Source organism: Arthrobacter sp. 01N444 (assembly GCF_056399305.1).
This window is the reverse complement of sequence record NZ_JBFTRB010000022.1, coordinates 37,064-53,496: the sequence shown is the minus strand read 5'-3', so window position 1 is coordinate 53,496 and position 16,433 is coordinate 37,064. Positions and strand designations below refer to the sequence as shown.

Sequence of the window (16,433 nt, the reverse complement as noted above, 5' to 3'; positions counted from 1 at the left end):
CGCGTTCCTTCGTGTCAGACAAGAATGTCGAGGGTGGTCTGGGGGCCGTTCAACAGCCTGGCGGTGCGTATGGCTTGATCATCGGCCAGCGCATCCCAGCGGTTTCCGGGCCGCGGCCCGTTCCGGTCGCCCGGGCCGGAGCCGCTGCCGCCGGGGCCCGAGCCGCTGCCGCCGGGGTCCCGGCCGGTGCCGAACTGGCCGCCGGTCCCCGTCCGGTCCTGGCCCGTGCCGTGCTGGGCCCCGTGCTGCCCGAAACCGGGACCGTTGTGGTCTGAGAGGTCAAGGCTGGCCGCGAATCCGGCGCCGTGGAGTTCCCTGCGGAGTTCGGGCAGGATTCCGCGGACGGCTTCACGTCCCGCATCGCCCGGGGCGAACAGCTCAATCCGGACGCCCGCTGCGTCGATCTGGGCCCGGACCGTCAGTGGACCGAGATCTTCCGGACTGACCTTGAGGGTCATGATGTGCTGGCCCTGGGGTGCCCCCACGAGGGTGAAAAGCGGTTTGGCCAGCTGGGACTGGAGGGGCGCCGCGAAATGGGGTACCGGCGGGGACGCCGACTGGAACGCCGGCTGCGCAGCGGCCTGGGCAGCCGGCTGGGGCACGGCCTGGGCCACGGTTGCCGCCGCGAGAGTCGGCTGGACGGGGATGGTGGCCGCCGCGGGGGCTTCGCTTTCCGGATTGGACCGAGCCTGGGCGGCGTTGGGCACCGGTGCCGCGACTGGTTCCGTCAGGACGCCGGCGTGGAAAGGAGCGGGGGCGTGTGCGGGTGCGGTGCCGGTTCCGGGTCCGGTTCCGGGTCCGGTTCCGGGTCCGGTTCCGGTGCCGGTTCCGGTGCCGGTTCCGGTTCCGGTTCCGGTTCCGGTTCCGGTTCCGGTGGACATGCTGCCGGAGGATCCGGTGCCGGCTCCGGGGCTGCCGGATGGCGCCGGACCGGACGGGGGCGTGCCGGGTGAGGTGGTCGGCGACGTCGGCGCTTGTCCGGGCGCGGAGGGAGCGACGGCGGCGACGTCTGATCCGTTGACCGCCCGCGCGGACACAGCCGCGGTGGTGGCCGCCGGCGACGCACCATGACCAGACCCAAGTCCCTGGGCGGTCTGCGCCGCCGCTGCCGCGCCCGGTGCCGCGGCGGCGGCCGGAGGTGTGGCGCCGGCCTGAACCGGGACTGCCTGCGTTGGCCCGGCAGGTGCAGCAGCCTTGGGTGGGCCACTGAGCACCGGAACGGGACCGGTCGCAGGGGTGGTCCCCGCGGCGCCGGTGGCAGTCGAGGCCAGCGGCGCGGCCGCGACAGTAGCCAGCGGCGCGGCCGCGACAGTAGCCGGTGCGGCGGCCACGGCGTCGACGGGCGCAGCCGTCGGGGCAGGATCGTTCCCATTGACCGGCCGGTTGACCGGTCCGCCGGCGGCGGCCTTGGGCCCGGCCAGCGGGACCGCGCCCGCCGTCTGCGAGGCCGCAGCGGCGTTCGGCTTACCGTCCGGCGTGGTCCCAGCGGGGACGGCGGCCACAGTCTGGCGCCGCGTTGCGGCCAATCCCGGGGTCTCGACGGCCGGGGAATGCGCGGCGGCGGCCGGCAACTCGTCGGGAAGGACCGCCGAGGCCGCGGACGCAGTGATGGCCGGGGCGGCAGTACGGGAACCATCGTTGCTGTCCGACGGCGGGGCAACCGCCTGCGCCGACTGTCCGGGCAGCGCAGCCTGACCAGCCTGACCACGTTGTGTATAGGAGACAAACTGGGCCGGCGGGAATTCGGCCGTGCCGTACTGGGCCGGCGGGAATTCGGCCGTGCCGTACTGGGCTGGAACGTGCGGGGCCGGAACGTACGGGGCCGGAACGTACGGGGCCGGCCCGGGGCTGGTGATACCGGACGAAGCAGCGTCGGTCCGCGGCGCGGTCCCGGAAGCAACGTCGGTCCGCGGCGCGGTCCCGGAAGCAACGTCGGCCCCCGTCACAGTGTTCGCAGCGGTGCCGCTCAGCGAAGCGGGGTCCGTGGCGCCGTCGGGCTGCGGCAGTTCGGCCGCCGTGTCATCGGCCGCCGGTACAGCCTTAGCGGCGCCAGGCTCTGCCGCGGTGCCGTTGCCCGCTGCGCCCTGGACGTCGTTGAGGACTGCGTCGAAGGACGCGGCGGCTGTGTTTCCGTTTTCGCTGCCGGGCCGCGGGTCCGCGCCCTGCCGGGCCGCCCGGACAGTCGCCCCCAGCGCGGCCGCAAGCTCCATCGATGCCGCCGCCTTCATGATGCAGCCCCTGCGGGAACGATGCGCCGGATGGAGGTCAGGTTGGACTGCTGCTCCCAGGCGTCGCGGATCTGGATGGTCTTGCCCGGCACGGGTGCGTCAATCGCCTTGCCGTTGCCCAGGTAGATGGAAATGTGGTTGCCGCCGAAGCTCACCAGGAGGTCTCCGGGTTTCGCTTCTGCGAGGGACGCCACCGGGGTGCCCTGGCGCATCTGGTCGCTCACCACACGGGGAAGCTCCACGCCGAGGTCCTTGAAGACCCGCTGGGTGAAGCCGGAGCAGTCCATGCCGGAGGCCGGATTGGTGCCGCCCCACACATAGGGAACACCGATGTACTTCTTCGCCACGGCCACCACGTCATTGCCCGTCGCGGCCCCACCGGTATGTACGGTTCCGGCTGCCTGGGCGCCGGTGAGCGCGGCCGTCCCGGCCGCCGCAGCGCTACCTGGTCCGAATGTGCCGCCAATGCCCAGTGACGTGCCCAGTGAGGAGCCCAGGCCCAGGCTGTCCGTGAGGGAGGCGGCATCCGTTGCGCCACTGCCGCCCAGTGCCGCGGCAAGTGCCTGGGTGAACGTGGCGGAGTCGCCGGTGCCGGTTGCGGACGCGAGCGAGGTAGCCGCAGCCTTGGCAGCGGCTGCGCTGGTTTCCGTGGCCGCAGGCCGGCTCAATTCCGCGATCATCGACTGGATGCCCTGCATCCGGCCGATCGCTTCAGTCATGCTCATGGCTTCACCTGCTGCTCATCGCGGTGCCAGAGCGTCGAGGCGATCTCGTCGAGGGCCGACTGCTCGGCGCGCAGGTCCGCGGAGTTGACCTCGGCGTCGTGCCGGGCTTGCAGCTTTTCCAGCCCCACGGACCGCGTGCGGGCAGCGATGAACTCGGCCCGGGCGTTGGCTTCGTCGGCCTCGGCCAGGTGGGTGAGGTTTTGCAGGTCCGCGAGCATGCTGTGCGCGGATGACCGGGCGGCCGCCACGGCGCGCAGTGAGGCCGAGCTGGAGATGGGGTCATCCGTGGCGGCAAGTTCGCGGCGGGCGGCGGCTTCGCGGACCCGGACGGAGCTGGAACGTGAGCGGGCGCGCGCCAGCCCGGTTGCCGCCTGGTCCTGCTGGAGCTGGCGGAGGCGCAGGAGGCCGGCCAGTGAGAATTCGCGGTTCATGCTGCTGCTCCCAGGATCGAAGTGAGGTGGCCGAGCCGTTGCCAGGACTCGGGGTGGGCCGTGGATTCGTCCATCGGCTGCTGGAGGAAACCGCTGACGTCGTGCTCGTGGTTCAGCGCAGCGTCCACCAGCGGGTTGGTCCCGGCCTGGTAGGCGCCGACGTCGATCAGGTCCTGTGCCGCCTTGCGGGCCGCGAGGACCCGGCGGAGCGTTGCGGCGGCGTCGAGGTGTGGCCGGGAATTGACCTTGCTGGCCACCCGGGACACGGATCCGAGCACGTCCACGGACGGGAAGTGCCCGGTGACGGCGAGTTTGCGGTCCAGCACCACGTGGCCGTCCAGGATGGAGCGGGCGGCGTCGGCGATGGGCTCGTTATGGTCATCGCCGTCCACGAGCACGGTGTAGATGCCGGTAACGGAGCCGGTCTCGGCCGTGCCGGCACGCTCCAACAGCCGGGCCAGGATGGAAAAGGTCGACGGCGGGTAGCCGCGGGTGGCAGGGGGCTCGCCGGCCGAGAGGCCAATCTCGCGCTGCGCCATGGCCACCCGGGTCAGGGAGTCCATCATGAGCACCACATCCTGGCCCTGGTCGCGGAAGGACTCGGCGATGCGGGTGGCGGTGAAGGCCGCGCGCATGCGCATCAAGGCGGGTTCGTCGGAAGTGGCGACCACCACCACGGAGCGCGCCAGGCCGGCGGCGCCGAGGTCGTCTTCGAGGAACTCGCGGACTTCGCGGCCGCGTTCGCCAACGAGGGCGATCACCGAGACTTCGGCGTCGGTTCCGCGGGCGATCATCGAGAGGAGGGAGGATTTGCCGACCCCGGAGCCGGCAAACAGGCCCATGCGCTGGCCCTTGCCGAGCGTGGTCATGGTGTCCAGGACGCGCACGCCGGTCTGCAGCGCGGTGTCGATGCGGGCGCGTTTCATGGCGTTCGGTGCCTCGTTGTCGATCGGCACGCGCGGCCCGCTGAGCAGCGGACCCTTGCCGTCGATCGGGCGTCCCAGGCCGTCAAGGACCCGGCCGAACAGGCCCCGCCCGGTGGGAACCAATACCGCGCTGCCTTTGGCGCGCACCGGGTCACCGGCAGCCACGCCGGCCAGTCGGCCCAGCGGCATGCAGCGCACGGAGCCGTCCAGCGCCGCGACGACTTCGGCGTCAAGGCCCGGGTTCCCGCCCACGGTCACGAGGTCACCAAGGGCGCAGTCCAGACCCGACACTTCCAGGCCCAGCCCGATGACCGAGGTGACGACGCCGACCCGTTGCGGGGCGGCCGCGGCCAGCGCGGCGGCATAGTCGGCGCCCTTCGGCCGCCACTCGGCGATCATGCGTGGCCCCGGTAGGCGCCGGCACCGAATTCGGCCCGGCCGGATTCTCCCGGCACGGTGTCTCCCGGCACGGCGTCTCCCGGCACGGTGTCTGCCACCAGTGCATCTCCCAGCGGGCCCTCTGCCGACGCTGCCTCTCCCAGCAGCGCCATGCGGGCACGTCCCAGGGCGGTGCGGAGGCTGGCGTCGAACCAGCCCTGCTGGTATTCGACCTTCGCGTCGCCGCGGCCCAAGGCGGGGTCCGCGATGAGCGGCAGCCCGGCTGGCAGTTCCTGGCCTTCCCGGCTGAGGACGTCGATGTCCGCCGGGTGCAGCCGGATTGCCAGTACCGTGGCGGAGTCATTCCCGGAGAGGGCGCGGGCCAGGGCGGCCCGGGCGGTCCGGGTGCCTTCGGCCAGTTCGTAGCCGAGGATGGCCTCGGCCAGTTCCAGCGCCGTGCGGGCCAGGATTTCCTCGGCGTCCTGCAGCGCCTGCACGTTGCGGTGCGCAAAGTCTGTCCTGGCGACGGCGAGGGCGCGCACGGCACGGTCCAGGTCCTGCTGTCCGGCGGCCAGGGAGGCAGCCTGCTCGGCGGCCATCCGGTCCCGCCAGCGGCGCTGCTCTTTCGCTGCGGCGCGCACACCGGCGGCGTAGCCCGCGGCGTGGCCTTCGGTGTAGCCGGCCTGTTCGGCGGCCGGGCCGTTGGCCCGCAGTGACGGGAAGACGACGCGCGCCGGGGCGTTGGCCGCGCCGTTGTCAGTAGACATAGTCTTCTTCGTCCCCGCGCTGGATGGTGATCTGGCCTTCGGCCTCGAGCTCGCGGATGGACCGGACGACGGCGGCACGGGCCTCTTCGATCTGCGAGGCACGCAGGGGTCCCAGGGCGGCGATCTCGGATTCGAGGATTTCCAGGTTGCGCCCGGAGACGTTGGTGGTGATGGTTTCCAGGACCGGCTCGGAGGCACCCTTCATCGCCATCGCCAGGACGGCCGCGTCGAGTCCGCGCAGCACCAGCTGCACGTCGCGGCGTTCCAGCTTCACGATGTCGTCGAATGTCACCATCTGGGCCCGGATCTCCACCGCGAGGTCGGGATCGAGCAGGTCCAGGCCGTCCAGCACGGACCGTTCCGTGCCGGCGTCGGTCCGGTTGATGATCTCCAGCAGCGGCTGGATGCCGCCCACCACCTTCGAGGCCTGCTGGGACACGGCGGCGCCGCCGCGGAGTTTGAGGGTGTCGGCGACGATCCCGATCGCCTCGGGCGCGCCGGATCCCATGGTGGCGATGCTGAGCGCGACGTCGGCGCGCAGCGAGCCGGGCAGCCCGGACATCACGGCCGAGGCCTTGCGCGGGCTGAGGTGGGCGAGGACCAGGGCGATGGTCTGCGGCAGTTCGCCGTCGATCAGGGCCAGGATCTGCACGGGTTCGATGTCTTCGAGGAACTCGAAGGACTTGCCGGCCATATTGACGGTCAGGCGGTTCATGAGCCCGGCGGCCCGTTCCGAGCCGAAGGAGGCCTCCAGCAGGCCCTCGGCGAGTTCCCGGCCGCCCCGGGCCTGGCGCGTGGTTGTCATCGCGGCCTGGTGGAAGTCCTTCATGATCTGCTCGGTGACGTCAGAGTCCACCTTGCGGAGCTTGACGATCTCCCCGGCAATCTCCTCCGCCTCAGTGTCCGTGAGCTGGGCCATGACCTTGGCGGCGTTCTCGGGGCTCATCTGCATCAGGACGACGGCGGCGCGCTGGGTGCCGGTCAGGGGCGTATCGGCGGGTTTCATGCCGGTTGCCTGTCATCCATGAGGCTGCGCAGGTAATCGGCGGCCCGTTCCGGGTTGGCGGCGACCATGTTGTCGATTTCAAACCGGCGGCGCTCGGATTCCAACTGTTCGGTGCTCGGGCCCGGAAGCGGGGGCAGGGCGGTGATCGGGATCGCCGACGTCGCCGGCGGAAGCGCCACCACAGGCGGGGCCACCGGCATGATCTCCAGGTCCAGGCGTTCGCCGAGGTCCACGGGCTCGCGCTTCTGGCGGCGCCGCAGGATGATCGTGACCACCAGGGCCAGGATCAGCAGGCCCAGCAGGATACTGCCTGCGGTGACGAGGGTTCCGAAGAACGCGGCCTGCTTCTCGGCTTCGGCGTTGGCCTGGGCCTCGGCGAGCGCCTTGGCGGCGTCGTCGGCGGCTGCGGTGCTGAACGGCACAACCTCGACCGTGACAATATCGCCGCGCGCGGTGTCGGCCCCGGCTGCGGAGGTGACGAGGTTCTTCAGCGACGCCAGGTTCAGGCCGCCGGCGGCGGCCTGGCTGACGGCGACGGAAATGGTCTGCCGCTTGATGGCACCGGCCGGGATGGTCCGGTCCTCGGTGACCTTGTTGACCGCGTTGTTCTTGGTTTCGGTGGAGGAATCGAAGTTGCCGTTGCCGCTCGTGCCGCCGGGAACAGCGATGTTGTCCGGACCGAGGACGCCCGCGGCGCCTCCCCCGGTTCCGGTGTATTTCTCGGTCTTGGACGATTCACTCAGCGGCAGGGCGCCCTCGGCATTGGAGAAAGTCTCGCTCTTCTGCTGCGCCGATTCGCCCGTCACGTCGGCGGCGACGGCGACCGTGGAGTTGCCTGGGCCCACCACGCGGTCCATGACCGCGCGGACGGCGTCCGAGGTGCGCTGCTGGTAGTCGCTGGCCTGCTTGGTGGACGATCCTGCGGTCCCGCCGCCGACGGTGGAGAGCACGTTTCCCTGCGAATCGACCACGGAGACGTTGGAGGGCTTGAGGTTTTCGATGGCGGCGGAGGTCAGGTGGACGATCGCCTGCACCTTGTCACCGGTCAGGGCAGCGCCGGCGTCGGTCTCGATGAACACTGAGGCGGTGGTGTCCGGGGCCTTGGACACAAACACTGTTTTCTCGGGGATGGCGAGCCGGACGGCGGCGGTCTTCACGCCGTCCATGGCGGAGATGGTGCTGGCAAGTTCGCCCTCGAGGGCGCGCTTGTACGTGACGGACTGCTGGAATTCCGAGGACGTCACGCCCATCTTGTCCAGCAGGGAGTAGCCGGTGGCGGCGGCAGTCGGCAGGCCCGCGGCCGCTGCCTTGAGGCGCTCGTCGTAGACCTTGTCCTGCGGCACCAGGATGGTGGATCCGCCGTCGCTGAGCTCGTACTGAACGTTGTCCTTGCGGAGCTGTTCGACGATGCCGTTGGCGTCGGTGGTCTGGAGGCCGGAGAACAGCGGGGTCAGCACCGGGCGGGTAAGCCAGGCGGACAGGGCAACAATGCCCACCACCAGCAGGGCAGCGCCGATCACGGCGATGGTGCGCTGGCCGGCGGTGAAGCTCTTCAGGCCCGCGCCGAAGCGCTGGAAGAAAGCGTTAATCTGCGGAGGCATCAGGCCTGCATCCTCATGATCTCGTTGAACGCGTCAACGCCCTTGTTGCGCATGGTGGCCATGAGCTCCAGCGTCACCTGCGCCCGGGTCGCGGCAAGCGTGGCGTTGTGGATGTCATCCAGGTTGCCGGTCACGGCGGACACAGCCAGCTGGTTCGACGTCGACTGCAGCTGCTGGAGGTTATCCACCGCGCCGGTGAGGGAAGTGGCGAAGGCGGAGCCGTCAGTGCCGGCCACGGGTGCCGCTCCGGCGCCCGTCACATAGTTTGTCGGCAGGACGCCCTGGACGGGGGCGATGGGGGCGACAGTCATTAGGAGCGTCCAATCTCAAGGGCGGCCATGTAGGTTTCGCGGGCGCGATCCACCACCTGCGCGTTGGCCTGGTAGCCGCGCTGGGCGATGATGAGCGCACCCATCTGTTCGGCCATGTCAATGTCCGGGTACTTCACGTTGCCGTTGGCGTCCGCCAGCGGGTGATCCGGCTGGTAGACGACCCTGCCCTCGGCGTTGCCGAGCTGGGTGCTCTTGACGTACACGCCCGAGCCCTGCGAGCCCTCCGCGGCCTCGACGTACCGGGCCTGGAAGGCGGGGCCGGACGTGGCGGAGGCGTTGTTCATGTTGGCGAGGTTGTCCGAGACGGCATCGAGCCACTTGCGGTGGACGGTGAGGGCGGAGCCGGCGATGCCGATCATGTCGAAGGTCATCAGCTGGTCCTCAGGGCCGAGCGCACGGCGGTGAACTCGGTGTTGACGGCGCGGGCGGCGAACTGGAAACGCAGCACGGTGTCGATGTTGGACAGGGTCTCGGTGTCCAGGTTGACGTTGTTGCCGTTCAGCTGCGTGGGCTCCAGGGACTCCGCCGTGGTTGCCTGGACGCGGCCGTTCCCGGACTGCACCGACGCCGCGAGGGCGTCCTCAAAGCTGACGCGCTTCGCGTGGTAATTCGGCGTGTTGACGTTCGCGATGTTGTTCGCGATGGTCCGCTGGCGCAGTGCCAGCCCGTCCATGGCGCTGGCCAAGGCGGCGGAAGTCACGGATTCGAGCACAGAGTCCTGCCTGGGAAAGGTGGGGGTGGCCGATCCGTGGCCGGTAGTCGAGCGATCCGTGCTCTTACAGTGGTTATCGGCACTGGTCAGCGCCGCGTTAGGCGAAATCAAAAAGACTATTTCAGATGTTTTGGAACCTAGGATTCTTAGCCGTTGACATCCAGGTACAAGGCGCCGGCGGACTCTCCCACCCCGGGCACGGAAGATACCGCCTGCAGCTGACGGGCTACTCCCAGCCGCGCCTCTTCCAGCCGGAGTGCAACGCGTTCCTGGGCCGCCGCCAGTGCGACGGCGCGACGCCGGGCGGTCGCCGGCAACGGCCCGGTCATCGAAGGCGGTGACCATCGCTTTTCCGGCCGGGGTTCCGCCACCGATCCCGCGGGCGCGGACAGCGGGCCCAGCGGATCCTTCAGGGTCCGCTCGGCGGCCTGCACCGCCATTTCGAGCACATCCAGGACGGCCATCCAAGCGGCCAGGGTGGTGTCTTCAGGGATCTTGCCGGGAAGGGATGAAGCGGCGTCGTTGGATCCGGCTCCCCCTAAGCCGATATCCGAGTAGGCCTGTTCAGCCAAAGCCGAGACTCCCGCCGCCTGTTCCGGGCCCGGTATTCCAGGCCCCTGCTGCCGGGAAACCGGCTGGAGCTGCGGCGGGAAACGCCGCGGGGGTTGCGGGCACCGGTACCGCGGCGGCGGCCTCGTGCCAGGTCTGCCGCAGGGGTTCCAAGAGTTCAATCGCTTCCCGGGTCAGGGCCACGTCCCGCTGGATGTTCGCGTTGATCAATGCCGTGGAGACGTAGTTGTAGACCCCCAGAAGCCCGTTGGCACCGTCCCATGCGTCGACCTTCAGCGAGGAGGACAGCTCGGCCACAATGGCCTGGGCGTGCAGCAGGTTTTCCGATGCCGTGGTCCAGTCGGCGGCGTGCTGCGCCGTTTCCGCCCGGCCCAGGTCCAGCAGGAGGCGGTCGTAGAGCATGGTGAGGAGGCGTGCCGGCGGAGCCGACAGGACCGAGTCCGCGAGGTACTGGTTCCGCTGGCCGGCATTGCCGTAGCCGCCGCCGAAGGAGGTCAGAGTCATGATGAAGAGCTTCCTGAGGAGAGTCCTGCGAGTTGGGAGGACAGCCAGGACGACTGCGCTTTCATGCCGCTGAGAGCAACTTCCAGCGCGGAGTAGGTCCGCTGCAGCGTGGTCCGACGCATTTCCAGGCGGTCGTCCCAGTCGGCGATCTGGTCGGTGTAGTCCTTCGCGGTGGATTGCTGTCCCTTGATCTTGGTGCTGAGCAGCCCAGTGGCGGGATCGGAGGCCTGCTTGGCGGCGTCCGCCACCCGGCCCGCGATGGTGGCCACGGCCGCCATTGTTCCGGCCGGGTCCTTCGCCAAGGCATCGCCGAACTTGGTGGCGTCGAATTCCGTCGTCCCGGTCTTGGTGACGCTGATGCCAAGCTCAGACGGCGACTTTCCGTTCAGGGGCTGGGACGCGGCGGCGAGGATCGCGGCGTTGACGTTGCGGATGGTGCTGTCTCCGGTGAACACGCCGCCTGAGGTGACGGGGTTGCCGGAGGCGTCGGTGCTGCTGACCACGGCGCTCTTGGTGGCGATCTGTGCCAGGACTCCGTTGACGGAGCTGACCAGGTCAGAGGCGGCCTTGCTGATCTGGGCGTTGTCACGGGCGACGGTGACGCGTGTGGGATTGGCAGAGACCTCGGAGACGGTGATCGAGACTCCGCTGAGGACATCCGCGAAGGTGTTGGTGGCGGAGCTGAGGGTCGCTTCGGCAGCTGTTCCCGCCCACAGCTTGATCTGCGCGTCCTGCGCAGGCTGCACTTTGGTCAGCCCGGCGGTGCCGTCCGGATCGGCGATGCTGAACCCGCCGGCGACGCCGGTCTTGGACGAGGCAAATTGCAGCCGGTACTCTCCGCCGCCGACGGAAACTTTCGATGCGACAATGCCGGCGCCGGAGAGGTTCACGGCGGAAACGACGTCGTCCAGGGAGGAAGTGAGCGGAGTGACTGTGATGGCATGGCCGCCTTCACCGGTGACGGTCATGGTGGTGTAAGGCCAGGCAGCTAGGTTCTTGCTGACGGAGACCTGGGTCTGGGCCAGCTGGGAGACGGTGAAATCAACAGCACCGGGTTTCGCCCCGGTACCGACTGTGGTGGTGACTTTGGCGGAGCTGCTCGAGGCCGAATACAGTTCCAGGCTTTTGGGGTTGGAGAGCTTGCCGGCCTTGGTTGCGAGGTCCGCGACGGCGGTATTGAGTCCTTGCAGGGCCGAGATGCGGGTTTGGACAGTTGCGGCCTTGTTCTTGATGAGGCTTTGCGGGATTGCTTCCACGGCCATGAGGGAATTGATCAGGGCAGTGGTGTCCAAACCGCTGGAAAGTCCGTCGATAGAAAGTCCCATGCCTACAACTCCTTAGAACAATGGCCGGCTGAATCAGTAATAGCTGGTGGTACTGCACAGCGCCCGGGGAGAAGATTTCCCTCCCCGGGCGCCACGTGCAGGCTGAACTACCTAGCGGAAGTCACCGGAGTGATCGCTTCCCGCTGTGGTTTAGCGCAGGAGCTGCAGTACACCCTGGTTGGACTGGTTTGCCTGGGCCAGCATTGCGGTGCCGGCCTGGGACAGGATGTTGTTGCGGGTGAACTTGACCATTTCCTCAGCCATGTCCGTGTCGCGGATACGGGAGTTGGAAGCCGTCAGGTTTTCCTTGGCCACGTTGATCGTCTGCACAGCCGACTCGAGGCGGTTCTGGGTTGCACCCAGATCTGCACGAGCCGTGGAGACCTTGGTGATCTGAGCATCGATCAGCTTGATCGACGCCTGCGCGTGGTCTGCGCTGTCGAACTTCAGACCGCCGGTCAGCGCTGTGCCAGTGCCAGCGGCAACGACGCCAGCAGCGGCGTCGGGGTCGCCAACGGCCGCATTCACCGTGCCGCCATTCAGAGCAGAAACCACGATGCCGACACCGGCCCCGTTGGCATCCTTAGTGACCGAAACGCTGAAGTTGGCAGCAAAGTTTGAGTCAGCGCGCAGGGCAGAGGCATATTCGTCGACGCTCTGGAAACCGGTGCCATTCGGGTTCGCAGCCGTGTCTCCGATCTGGTCTTTCAGAGCGGCCGTAGTAATGGCCGTCGTCGTCACGGCGCCCGTCGCATCGGTTACGGTTTTCGTAAACGTTGCCGGACCCGTGCCCAGGGCGGTGAGGTCTGCAATGTCGAAGCTCGATCCCGTGATGGACAGGTTTCCGCCGGCGAGGTCGCTGGCGATAGTCTTCACGTTGGCGGCGCCGACGTTTACGTCGATCCTGCTGTTGGCGTCCGAGTTGGCGCCGACCTGGAGGCTCACCTTCGAGTTGGAACCGTCCAGCAGCTGAGCGCCGTTGAAGTTCGTGGAGCCGGCGATGCGGTCCAGTTCCTTGACCAGGCTGTCGGCTTCGGTCTTGATGGCCCCGCGGGACTCAGCGTTGTTCGTATCGTTGGCTGCCTGGACGCCCAGGTCGCGCAGACGCTGCAGGATGGAGTGAGCCTGGTTCAGGCCGCCTTCAGCGGTCTGGACAAGGCCAATGMCGTCCTGGGCGTTACGGGAAGCAACCGTGAGGCCGCCGATCTGGGACTTCAGGCCCTCGGAGATCGCCAGGCCGGCCGCGTCGTCACCGGCGCGGTTGATGCGCAGGCCGCTGGAAAGCTTCTCCAGCGACTTGGACAGGTCGGTCTGGGTGTTGCTGAGGCTGCGGTAAGCGTTGTTCGCAGCCATGTTGGTGTTGATCTGCATTCCCATGATGTTTCCTCCATGATTGGGACGATGTGCGATGGCCCATCCGTGGGCCTTCAGAAGTAGTTATCGCCATTTGGCCAGCACACGTAAGGAAGATTCCAAAAAGAGTTTTCAGTTCAACGCCCCATCTGGTCCCGACTGTTATCAGCCTTATTGCCGCTAACGAATCCTGCGCCCCTGCCGATAGTTTCTACGAACCCTGCTGGAGGCTTAATCGTCCGCACGATGAAATCGACGCCCCGGCACCACCGCACCAGTCATTTGCACCATTCACACATGAGGGAGCCGTCCGGACCATGGCCATCCACGAACTTTCAGCCCTGCTGTGGCGGGAGCGTGAACTCCTGGACGTTCTCACCTTCAAGCTGGAGGAAGAGCAACTGCTGCTCACTGCCGGCAAATCCCGCTGGCTTCCCCACGGCACAAAGGAAGTCGAGCAGGTTCTGGAACACCTCTCCAAGGCGAGCCTCGCCCGCACCATCGAAGCCGCCGTCGTGGCCGAAACCTGGGGACTGCCCACTGACGCGTCCCTGGGTGAACTCGCCGCTGCCGCGCCGGAAGGCGCCTGGTCCGAAATCCTCACGGCCCATCTGACGGCCTTGACCCACCAGACGGCCCTGATCAAGGAACTGCGCGACTCGAACGAGCAGTACCTGCGCACCGCGGTCCGTTCCACCCAGGAATCCCTCGCCGATCTGCGGCCCACCGCTGCGGCCGGCACCTATGACGCCCAGGGCAAGACCGGGGAAACTGCAGCCTCGCGTATTTTCGACAAGCAATTCTAAGGAAGCGACCATGAGTACCTTCGGCGCGCTGAACACCGCCTACCGTGGCTTGACCGCCGCCCAGCAGGGCATGAACGTGGCCGGGCAGAACATCGCCAACGCCGCCACCGAGGGTTACACCCGGCAGCGCGTCCAGCAATCGTCAATCGTGGCTCCCGCGCAGGGCCTGTTCGGTTCGGGCCGCCCCGAAGCCGGGAATGGCGTCTCCGTGGACGGCATCGCACGCTTGGGCAGCAGCTTCCTTGACGGAAGCGTCCGCTCGACGGCGGCCCAGTCCGGCTACGCCAGCGCCCGGTCCTCGGCGCTCCAAGGGATCGAGGGCATCCTTCAGGAACCCGGCGAAAACGGCATCTCCACCGCGCTCCAGGGCTTCTGGTCGGCCTGGCAAGGCGCCGCCAACCACCCCAACGACTCCGCCGCCAAGGGGCTGGTCCTGCAGGCCGGCAACGACCTCGCCAGCAAGGTCTCCTCTTCCTACCGCTCCCTTGAGGGCCAGTGGAGCAGCGTCCGCGGCCAGGCCCAGGGCGCCGTGGACGCCGTCAATGCCGCCGCCACGCAGGTGGCCGCCTTCAACACCAGCATCCGCTCGACCCTCGCCGCGGGAGGATCGGCCAACGAGCTGATCGACGCGCGGGCCAAGCTCACCGAGACCATCTCCCGGCTGACCGGCGGCACCGTCAGGGAACAGGCCGACGGCACCGTGGATGTCCACGTCGGCGGAAACGCCCTCGTGATGGGCAGCTCCGTCCGGGCACTCGCCCTCTCCGGAAGCCAGACTGCGGACAAGCTCGGCACAGCCGTGCAGCTTGAGTGGGCGGACCGGCCGGGCGCGGCAATTGCCGTCGCCGATGGGGAAATCGCCGGCGCGTTGTCCGTCCTGGCGCCTGCCGCGAACGGCGGCGCCATCGATTCGGCCGCACAGTCACTGAACAAGTTCGCCGGCGACCTGCGGGATGCGGTCAACGCCCTTCACTTCGGCGGACGGACCTCTGACGGCTCCTCCTCCGGCAACTTCTTCAACCCTGCCGCCGCAGGCCCCGCCGCCCTCGCTCTCGCCGTTGTGCCCAAGGCCGCCGCGGAGATCGCGGTCGGCGTGGCGGGTGCGGGGAACCTGGACGGCAGCCTCGCCGACAAAATCTCACAGCTTGGCACCGGGCCGGGGTCTCCGGACAGCGCCTGGGCAAACATCGTCACCGGGATCGGTGTGCAGTCACGCGGCGCCCAGCAGCATGAAGCGTTGAGCTCGGCAGCGGAAATCTCCGCGCAGTCCAACCGCTCCTCGCAGGCGTCCGTCAGCCTGGACGAAGAAAACGTCAGCCTGCTCACCAACCAGCACGCATACCAGGCCGCGGCCCGCGTCATGACGGCTGTGGACGAAGCCCTGGACGTCCTGATCAACCGCACCGGACTGGTAGGAAGGTAGACATGCTGAACCGGGTAACCAACCTGACCATGAGCACAACCGCCCAGCGGACCCTGCAGGCCCAGCAGTCCAAGCTGGCCCAGCTGCAGGAAAAGGCGACCACGCTGGACAAGATTTCGCGCCCGTCTGACGATCCTGCCGCCACGGCGCAGGCTCTCGATACGCGCGCGCGGCTCGCCGCCAACGCCCAGTACGGCAGGAACATCGACGACGGCGCCAGCTGGCTCAACGCGGCCGACTCCGCCCTCAGCCAGGCCACCAACGTCATGAACCGCATCCTCGACCTCACGGTCCAGGCCGGCAACGGCGCGCTCAACCAGGCGGGCAAGGACGCGATCGCCGTCGAGCTCGAAGGGCTGAACAAGGATCTGCTCTCAACCGCCAACAGCAAGCACCTTGGCCGGAACATTTTTGCTGGAAGTTCGGACGCGGCCACGGCCTTCAGCCCAGCCATCCCGGCCGACCCGAGCATCCCAGGAGACACCGGAACTCCCCCGGTCTTCAACGGCGTCGCCGGCGGCTCAGTGGAACGGCGCATCAGTGCCGACAGAACCGTCCGGGTCGACGCCGACGGCGCCGCGATCTTCGGCAGCGGCTCCGGCTCCGTCTTCGACGCCGTCACCAAGACCATCGAGTCACTGCGCAAGGGCGAGGATGCCACTGTGAACCTCACCAACCTGCAGGCATCTTTCAAGAACATCGTCAGCGGGCGTGCTGAAATAGGAACACGGCAGGTGCAGCTGGAACGCGCCGGCAACGTCAACACCGAACTGGAGGCCACCTTGGATGCACAGAAGATGGGCATTGAAAAGGCAGATCTCGGCAGCGTCATCATGGACCTGAAGCTTCAGGAAACCAACTACCAGGTGGCCCTCGCGGCGACGGCCCGGGTGCTTCAGCCCACCCTGATGGACTTCCTGCGGTGAGCACCCCGGTCATGGACACTCCGGTCGCCATCCTGCCCCTCACATTCACCGCACCCATGCCTGGCTTCGAGGAGCTGCACGATTTCGCGCTGCGGAGCGTCGAGGGCGCGGCCGGACTGTACGCCCTGGAGGCCGGTTCCAGCCCGGTGCGGCTATTCCTGGCCGATGCGGCCGTGTTTGCACCGAGCTACTCTCCGCCGATCGCGGCAGCCTCGCTGGAGGCCCTCGAACTCGACGGGCGGGACGCCGCCCAGGTACTGGTCGTGGTGAACCACTCGCCCGGTTCCACGACCGTCAACCTCATGGCCCCGATCGTTCTGAACCGTGCCACCGGGCGCTGCACGCAGCTGGTGCTGGACGGCCGGGACTTCCCGCTCCGGGCCGAGCTCGGCTCGCTCTAGCCGACCCGCCCGGCAAGGC

Annotated in this window: 18 protein-coding genes; 4 read left to right on the top strand and 14 right to left on the bottom strand. The window is 68.2% G+C overall.

From position 1 onward, the window contains the following. Positions 1–14: 14 nt before the first annotated feature. The 14 genes from AC1DKN_RS19260 to AC1DKN_RS19195 form a co-directional block, all read right to left on the bottom strand. Positions 15–2,228, bottom strand: a complete 2,214-nt coding sequence (locus tag AC1DKN_RS19260; protein WP_476872220.1) for a flagellar hook-length control protein FliK — start codon at positions 2,226–2,228, stop codon at positions 15–17. Beyond that, positions 2,225–2,953: a C40 family peptidase gene (locus AC1DKN_RS19255; RefSeq protein ID WP_476872219.1), complete on the bottom strand. Its 729-nt coding sequence runs from the start codon at positions 2,951–2,953 to the stop codon at positions 2,225–2,227. Before AC1DKN_RS19255 ends, AC1DKN_RS19260 begins: the two co-directional genes overlap by 4 nt. Then, positions 2,950–3,384: a flagellar FliJ family protein gene (locus AC1DKN_RS19250; protein WP_026538968.1), complete on the bottom strand. Its 435-nt coding sequence runs from the start codon at positions 3,382–3,384 to the stop codon at positions 2,950–2,952. The genes AC1DKN_RS19255 and AC1DKN_RS19250 overlap by 4 nt, the downstream gene beginning before the upstream one ends. Then, positions 3,381–4,709, bottom strand: coding sequence for a FliI/YscN family ATPase (locus tag AC1DKN_RS19245; protein ID WP_223914323.1), 1,329 nt, complete (start codon positions 4,707–4,709; stop codon positions 3,381–3,383). Before AC1DKN_RS19245 ends, AC1DKN_RS19250 begins: the two co-directional genes overlap by 4 nt. Then, positions 4,706–5,455 (bottom strand): FliH/SctL family protein, encoded by a 750-nt coding sequence (locus AC1DKN_RS19240; RefSeq protein ID WP_476872218.1) that lies wholly within the window; start codon positions 5,453–5,455, stop codon positions 4,706–4,708. The genes AC1DKN_RS19245 and AC1DKN_RS19240 overlap by 4 nt, the downstream gene beginning before the upstream one ends. Further along, positions 5,445–6,461, bottom strand: a complete 1,017-nt coding sequence (fliG, locus tag AC1DKN_RS19235; RefSeq protein WP_028277075.1) for a flagellar motor switch protein FliG — start codon at positions 6,459–6,461, stop codon at positions 5,445–5,447. The genes AC1DKN_RS19240 and fliG overlap by 11 nt, the downstream gene beginning before the upstream one ends. Further along, positions 6,458–8,062: a flagellar basal-body MS-ring/collar protein FliF gene (fliF, locus tag AC1DKN_RS19230; RefSeq protein WP_028277074.1), complete on the bottom strand. Its 1,605-nt coding sequence runs from the start codon at positions 8,060–8,062 to the stop codon at positions 6,458–6,460. Before fliF ends, fliG begins: the two co-directional genes overlap by 4 nt. Beyond that, the gene (gene fliE, locus AC1DKN_RS19225; protein ID WP_028277073.1) at positions 8,062–8,373 is read right to left on the bottom strand and encodes a flagellar hook-basal body complex protein FliE; all 312 of its coding nucleotides are present in this window, start codon (positions 8,371–8,373) and stop codon (positions 8,062–8,064) included. The genes fliF and fliE overlap by 1 nt, the downstream gene beginning before the upstream one ends. Further along, positions 8,373–8,765, bottom strand: coding sequence for a flagellar basal body rod protein FlgC (locus AC1DKN_RS19220; protein ID WP_028277072.1), 393 nt, complete (start codon positions 8,763–8,765; stop codon positions 8,373–8,375). The genes fliE and AC1DKN_RS19220 overlap by 1 nt, the downstream gene beginning before the upstream one ends. Next, positions 8,765–9,106: a flagellar basal body rod protein FlgB gene (flgB, locus tag AC1DKN_RS19215; RefSeq protein ID WP_028277071.1), complete on the bottom strand. Its 342-nt coding sequence runs from the start codon at positions 9,104–9,106 to the stop codon at positions 8,765–8,767. Before flgB ends, AC1DKN_RS19220 begins: the two co-directional genes overlap by 1 nt. 146 nt (positions 9,107–9,252) lie before the next feature. Further along, a complete protein-coding gene (locus AC1DKN_RS19210) occupies positions 9,253–9,678 on the bottom strand; it encodes a hypothetical protein (protein WP_051533238.1) in 426 nt (141 codons plus the stop codon). Then, positions 9,671–10,180 carry a flagellar export chaperone FliS gene (locus AC1DKN_RS19205; protein ID WP_476872217.1) on the bottom strand — a complete coding sequence of 170 codons (510 nt, stop codon included), beginning with the start codon at positions 10,178–10,180 and terminating at the stop codon, positions 9,671–9,673. Before AC1DKN_RS19205 ends, AC1DKN_RS19210 begins: the two co-directional genes overlap by 8 nt. Next, the gene (fliD, locus tag AC1DKN_RS19200) at positions 10,177–11,505 is read right to left on the bottom strand and encodes a flagellar filament capping protein FliD (RefSeq protein WP_476872216.1); all 1,329 of its coding nucleotides are present in this window, start codon (positions 11,503–11,505) and stop codon (positions 10,177–10,179) included. The genes AC1DKN_RS19205 and fliD overlap by 4 nt, the downstream gene beginning before the upstream one ends. A gap of 150 nt (positions 11,506–11,655) precedes the next feature. Further along, positions 11,656–12,882, bottom strand: coding sequence for a flagellin N-terminal helical domain-containing protein (locus AC1DKN_RS19195; RefSeq protein WP_476872215.1), 1,227 nt, complete (start codon positions 12,880–12,882; stop codon positions 11,656–11,658). A gap of 293 nt (positions 12,883–13,175) precedes the next feature. On the opposite strand from AC1DKN_RS19195, the gene AC1DKN_RS19190 reads away from it, so the two are divergent. The 4 genes from AC1DKN_RS19190 to fliW are packed head-to-tail and all read left to right on the top strand — an operon-like array spanning position 13,176 to position 16,414. Beyond that, positions 13,176–13,664 carry a flagellar protein FlgN gene (locus tag AC1DKN_RS19190; RefSeq protein WP_476857557.1) on the top strand — a complete coding sequence of 163 codons (489 nt, stop codon included), beginning with the start codon at positions 13,176–13,178 and terminating at the stop codon, positions 13,662–13,664. Positions 13,665–13,674: 10 nt separating this feature from the next. Further along, positions 13,675–15,087 (top strand): flagellar hook-associated protein FlgK, encoded by a 1,413-nt coding sequence (gene flgK / locus AC1DKN_RS19185; RefSeq protein WP_476872214.1) that lies wholly within the window; start codon positions 13,675–13,677, stop codon positions 15,085–15,087. Between the two features lie 2 nt (positions 15,088–15,089). After that, complete coding sequence (gene flgL, locus AC1DKN_RS19180; protein WP_476872213.1) at positions 15,090–16,013, top strand: flagellar hook-associated protein FlgL; 924 nt, start codon at positions 15,090–15,092, stop codon at positions 16,011–16,013. Further along, positions 16,010–16,414, top strand: coding sequence for a flagellar assembly protein FliW (fliW, locus tag AC1DKN_RS19175; protein ID WP_476872212.1), 405 nt, complete (start codon positions 16,010–16,012; stop codon positions 16,412–16,414). The genes flgL and fliW overlap by 4 nt, the downstream gene beginning before the upstream one ends. The last annotated feature ends 19 nt before the right edge of the window (positions 16,415–16,433 follow it).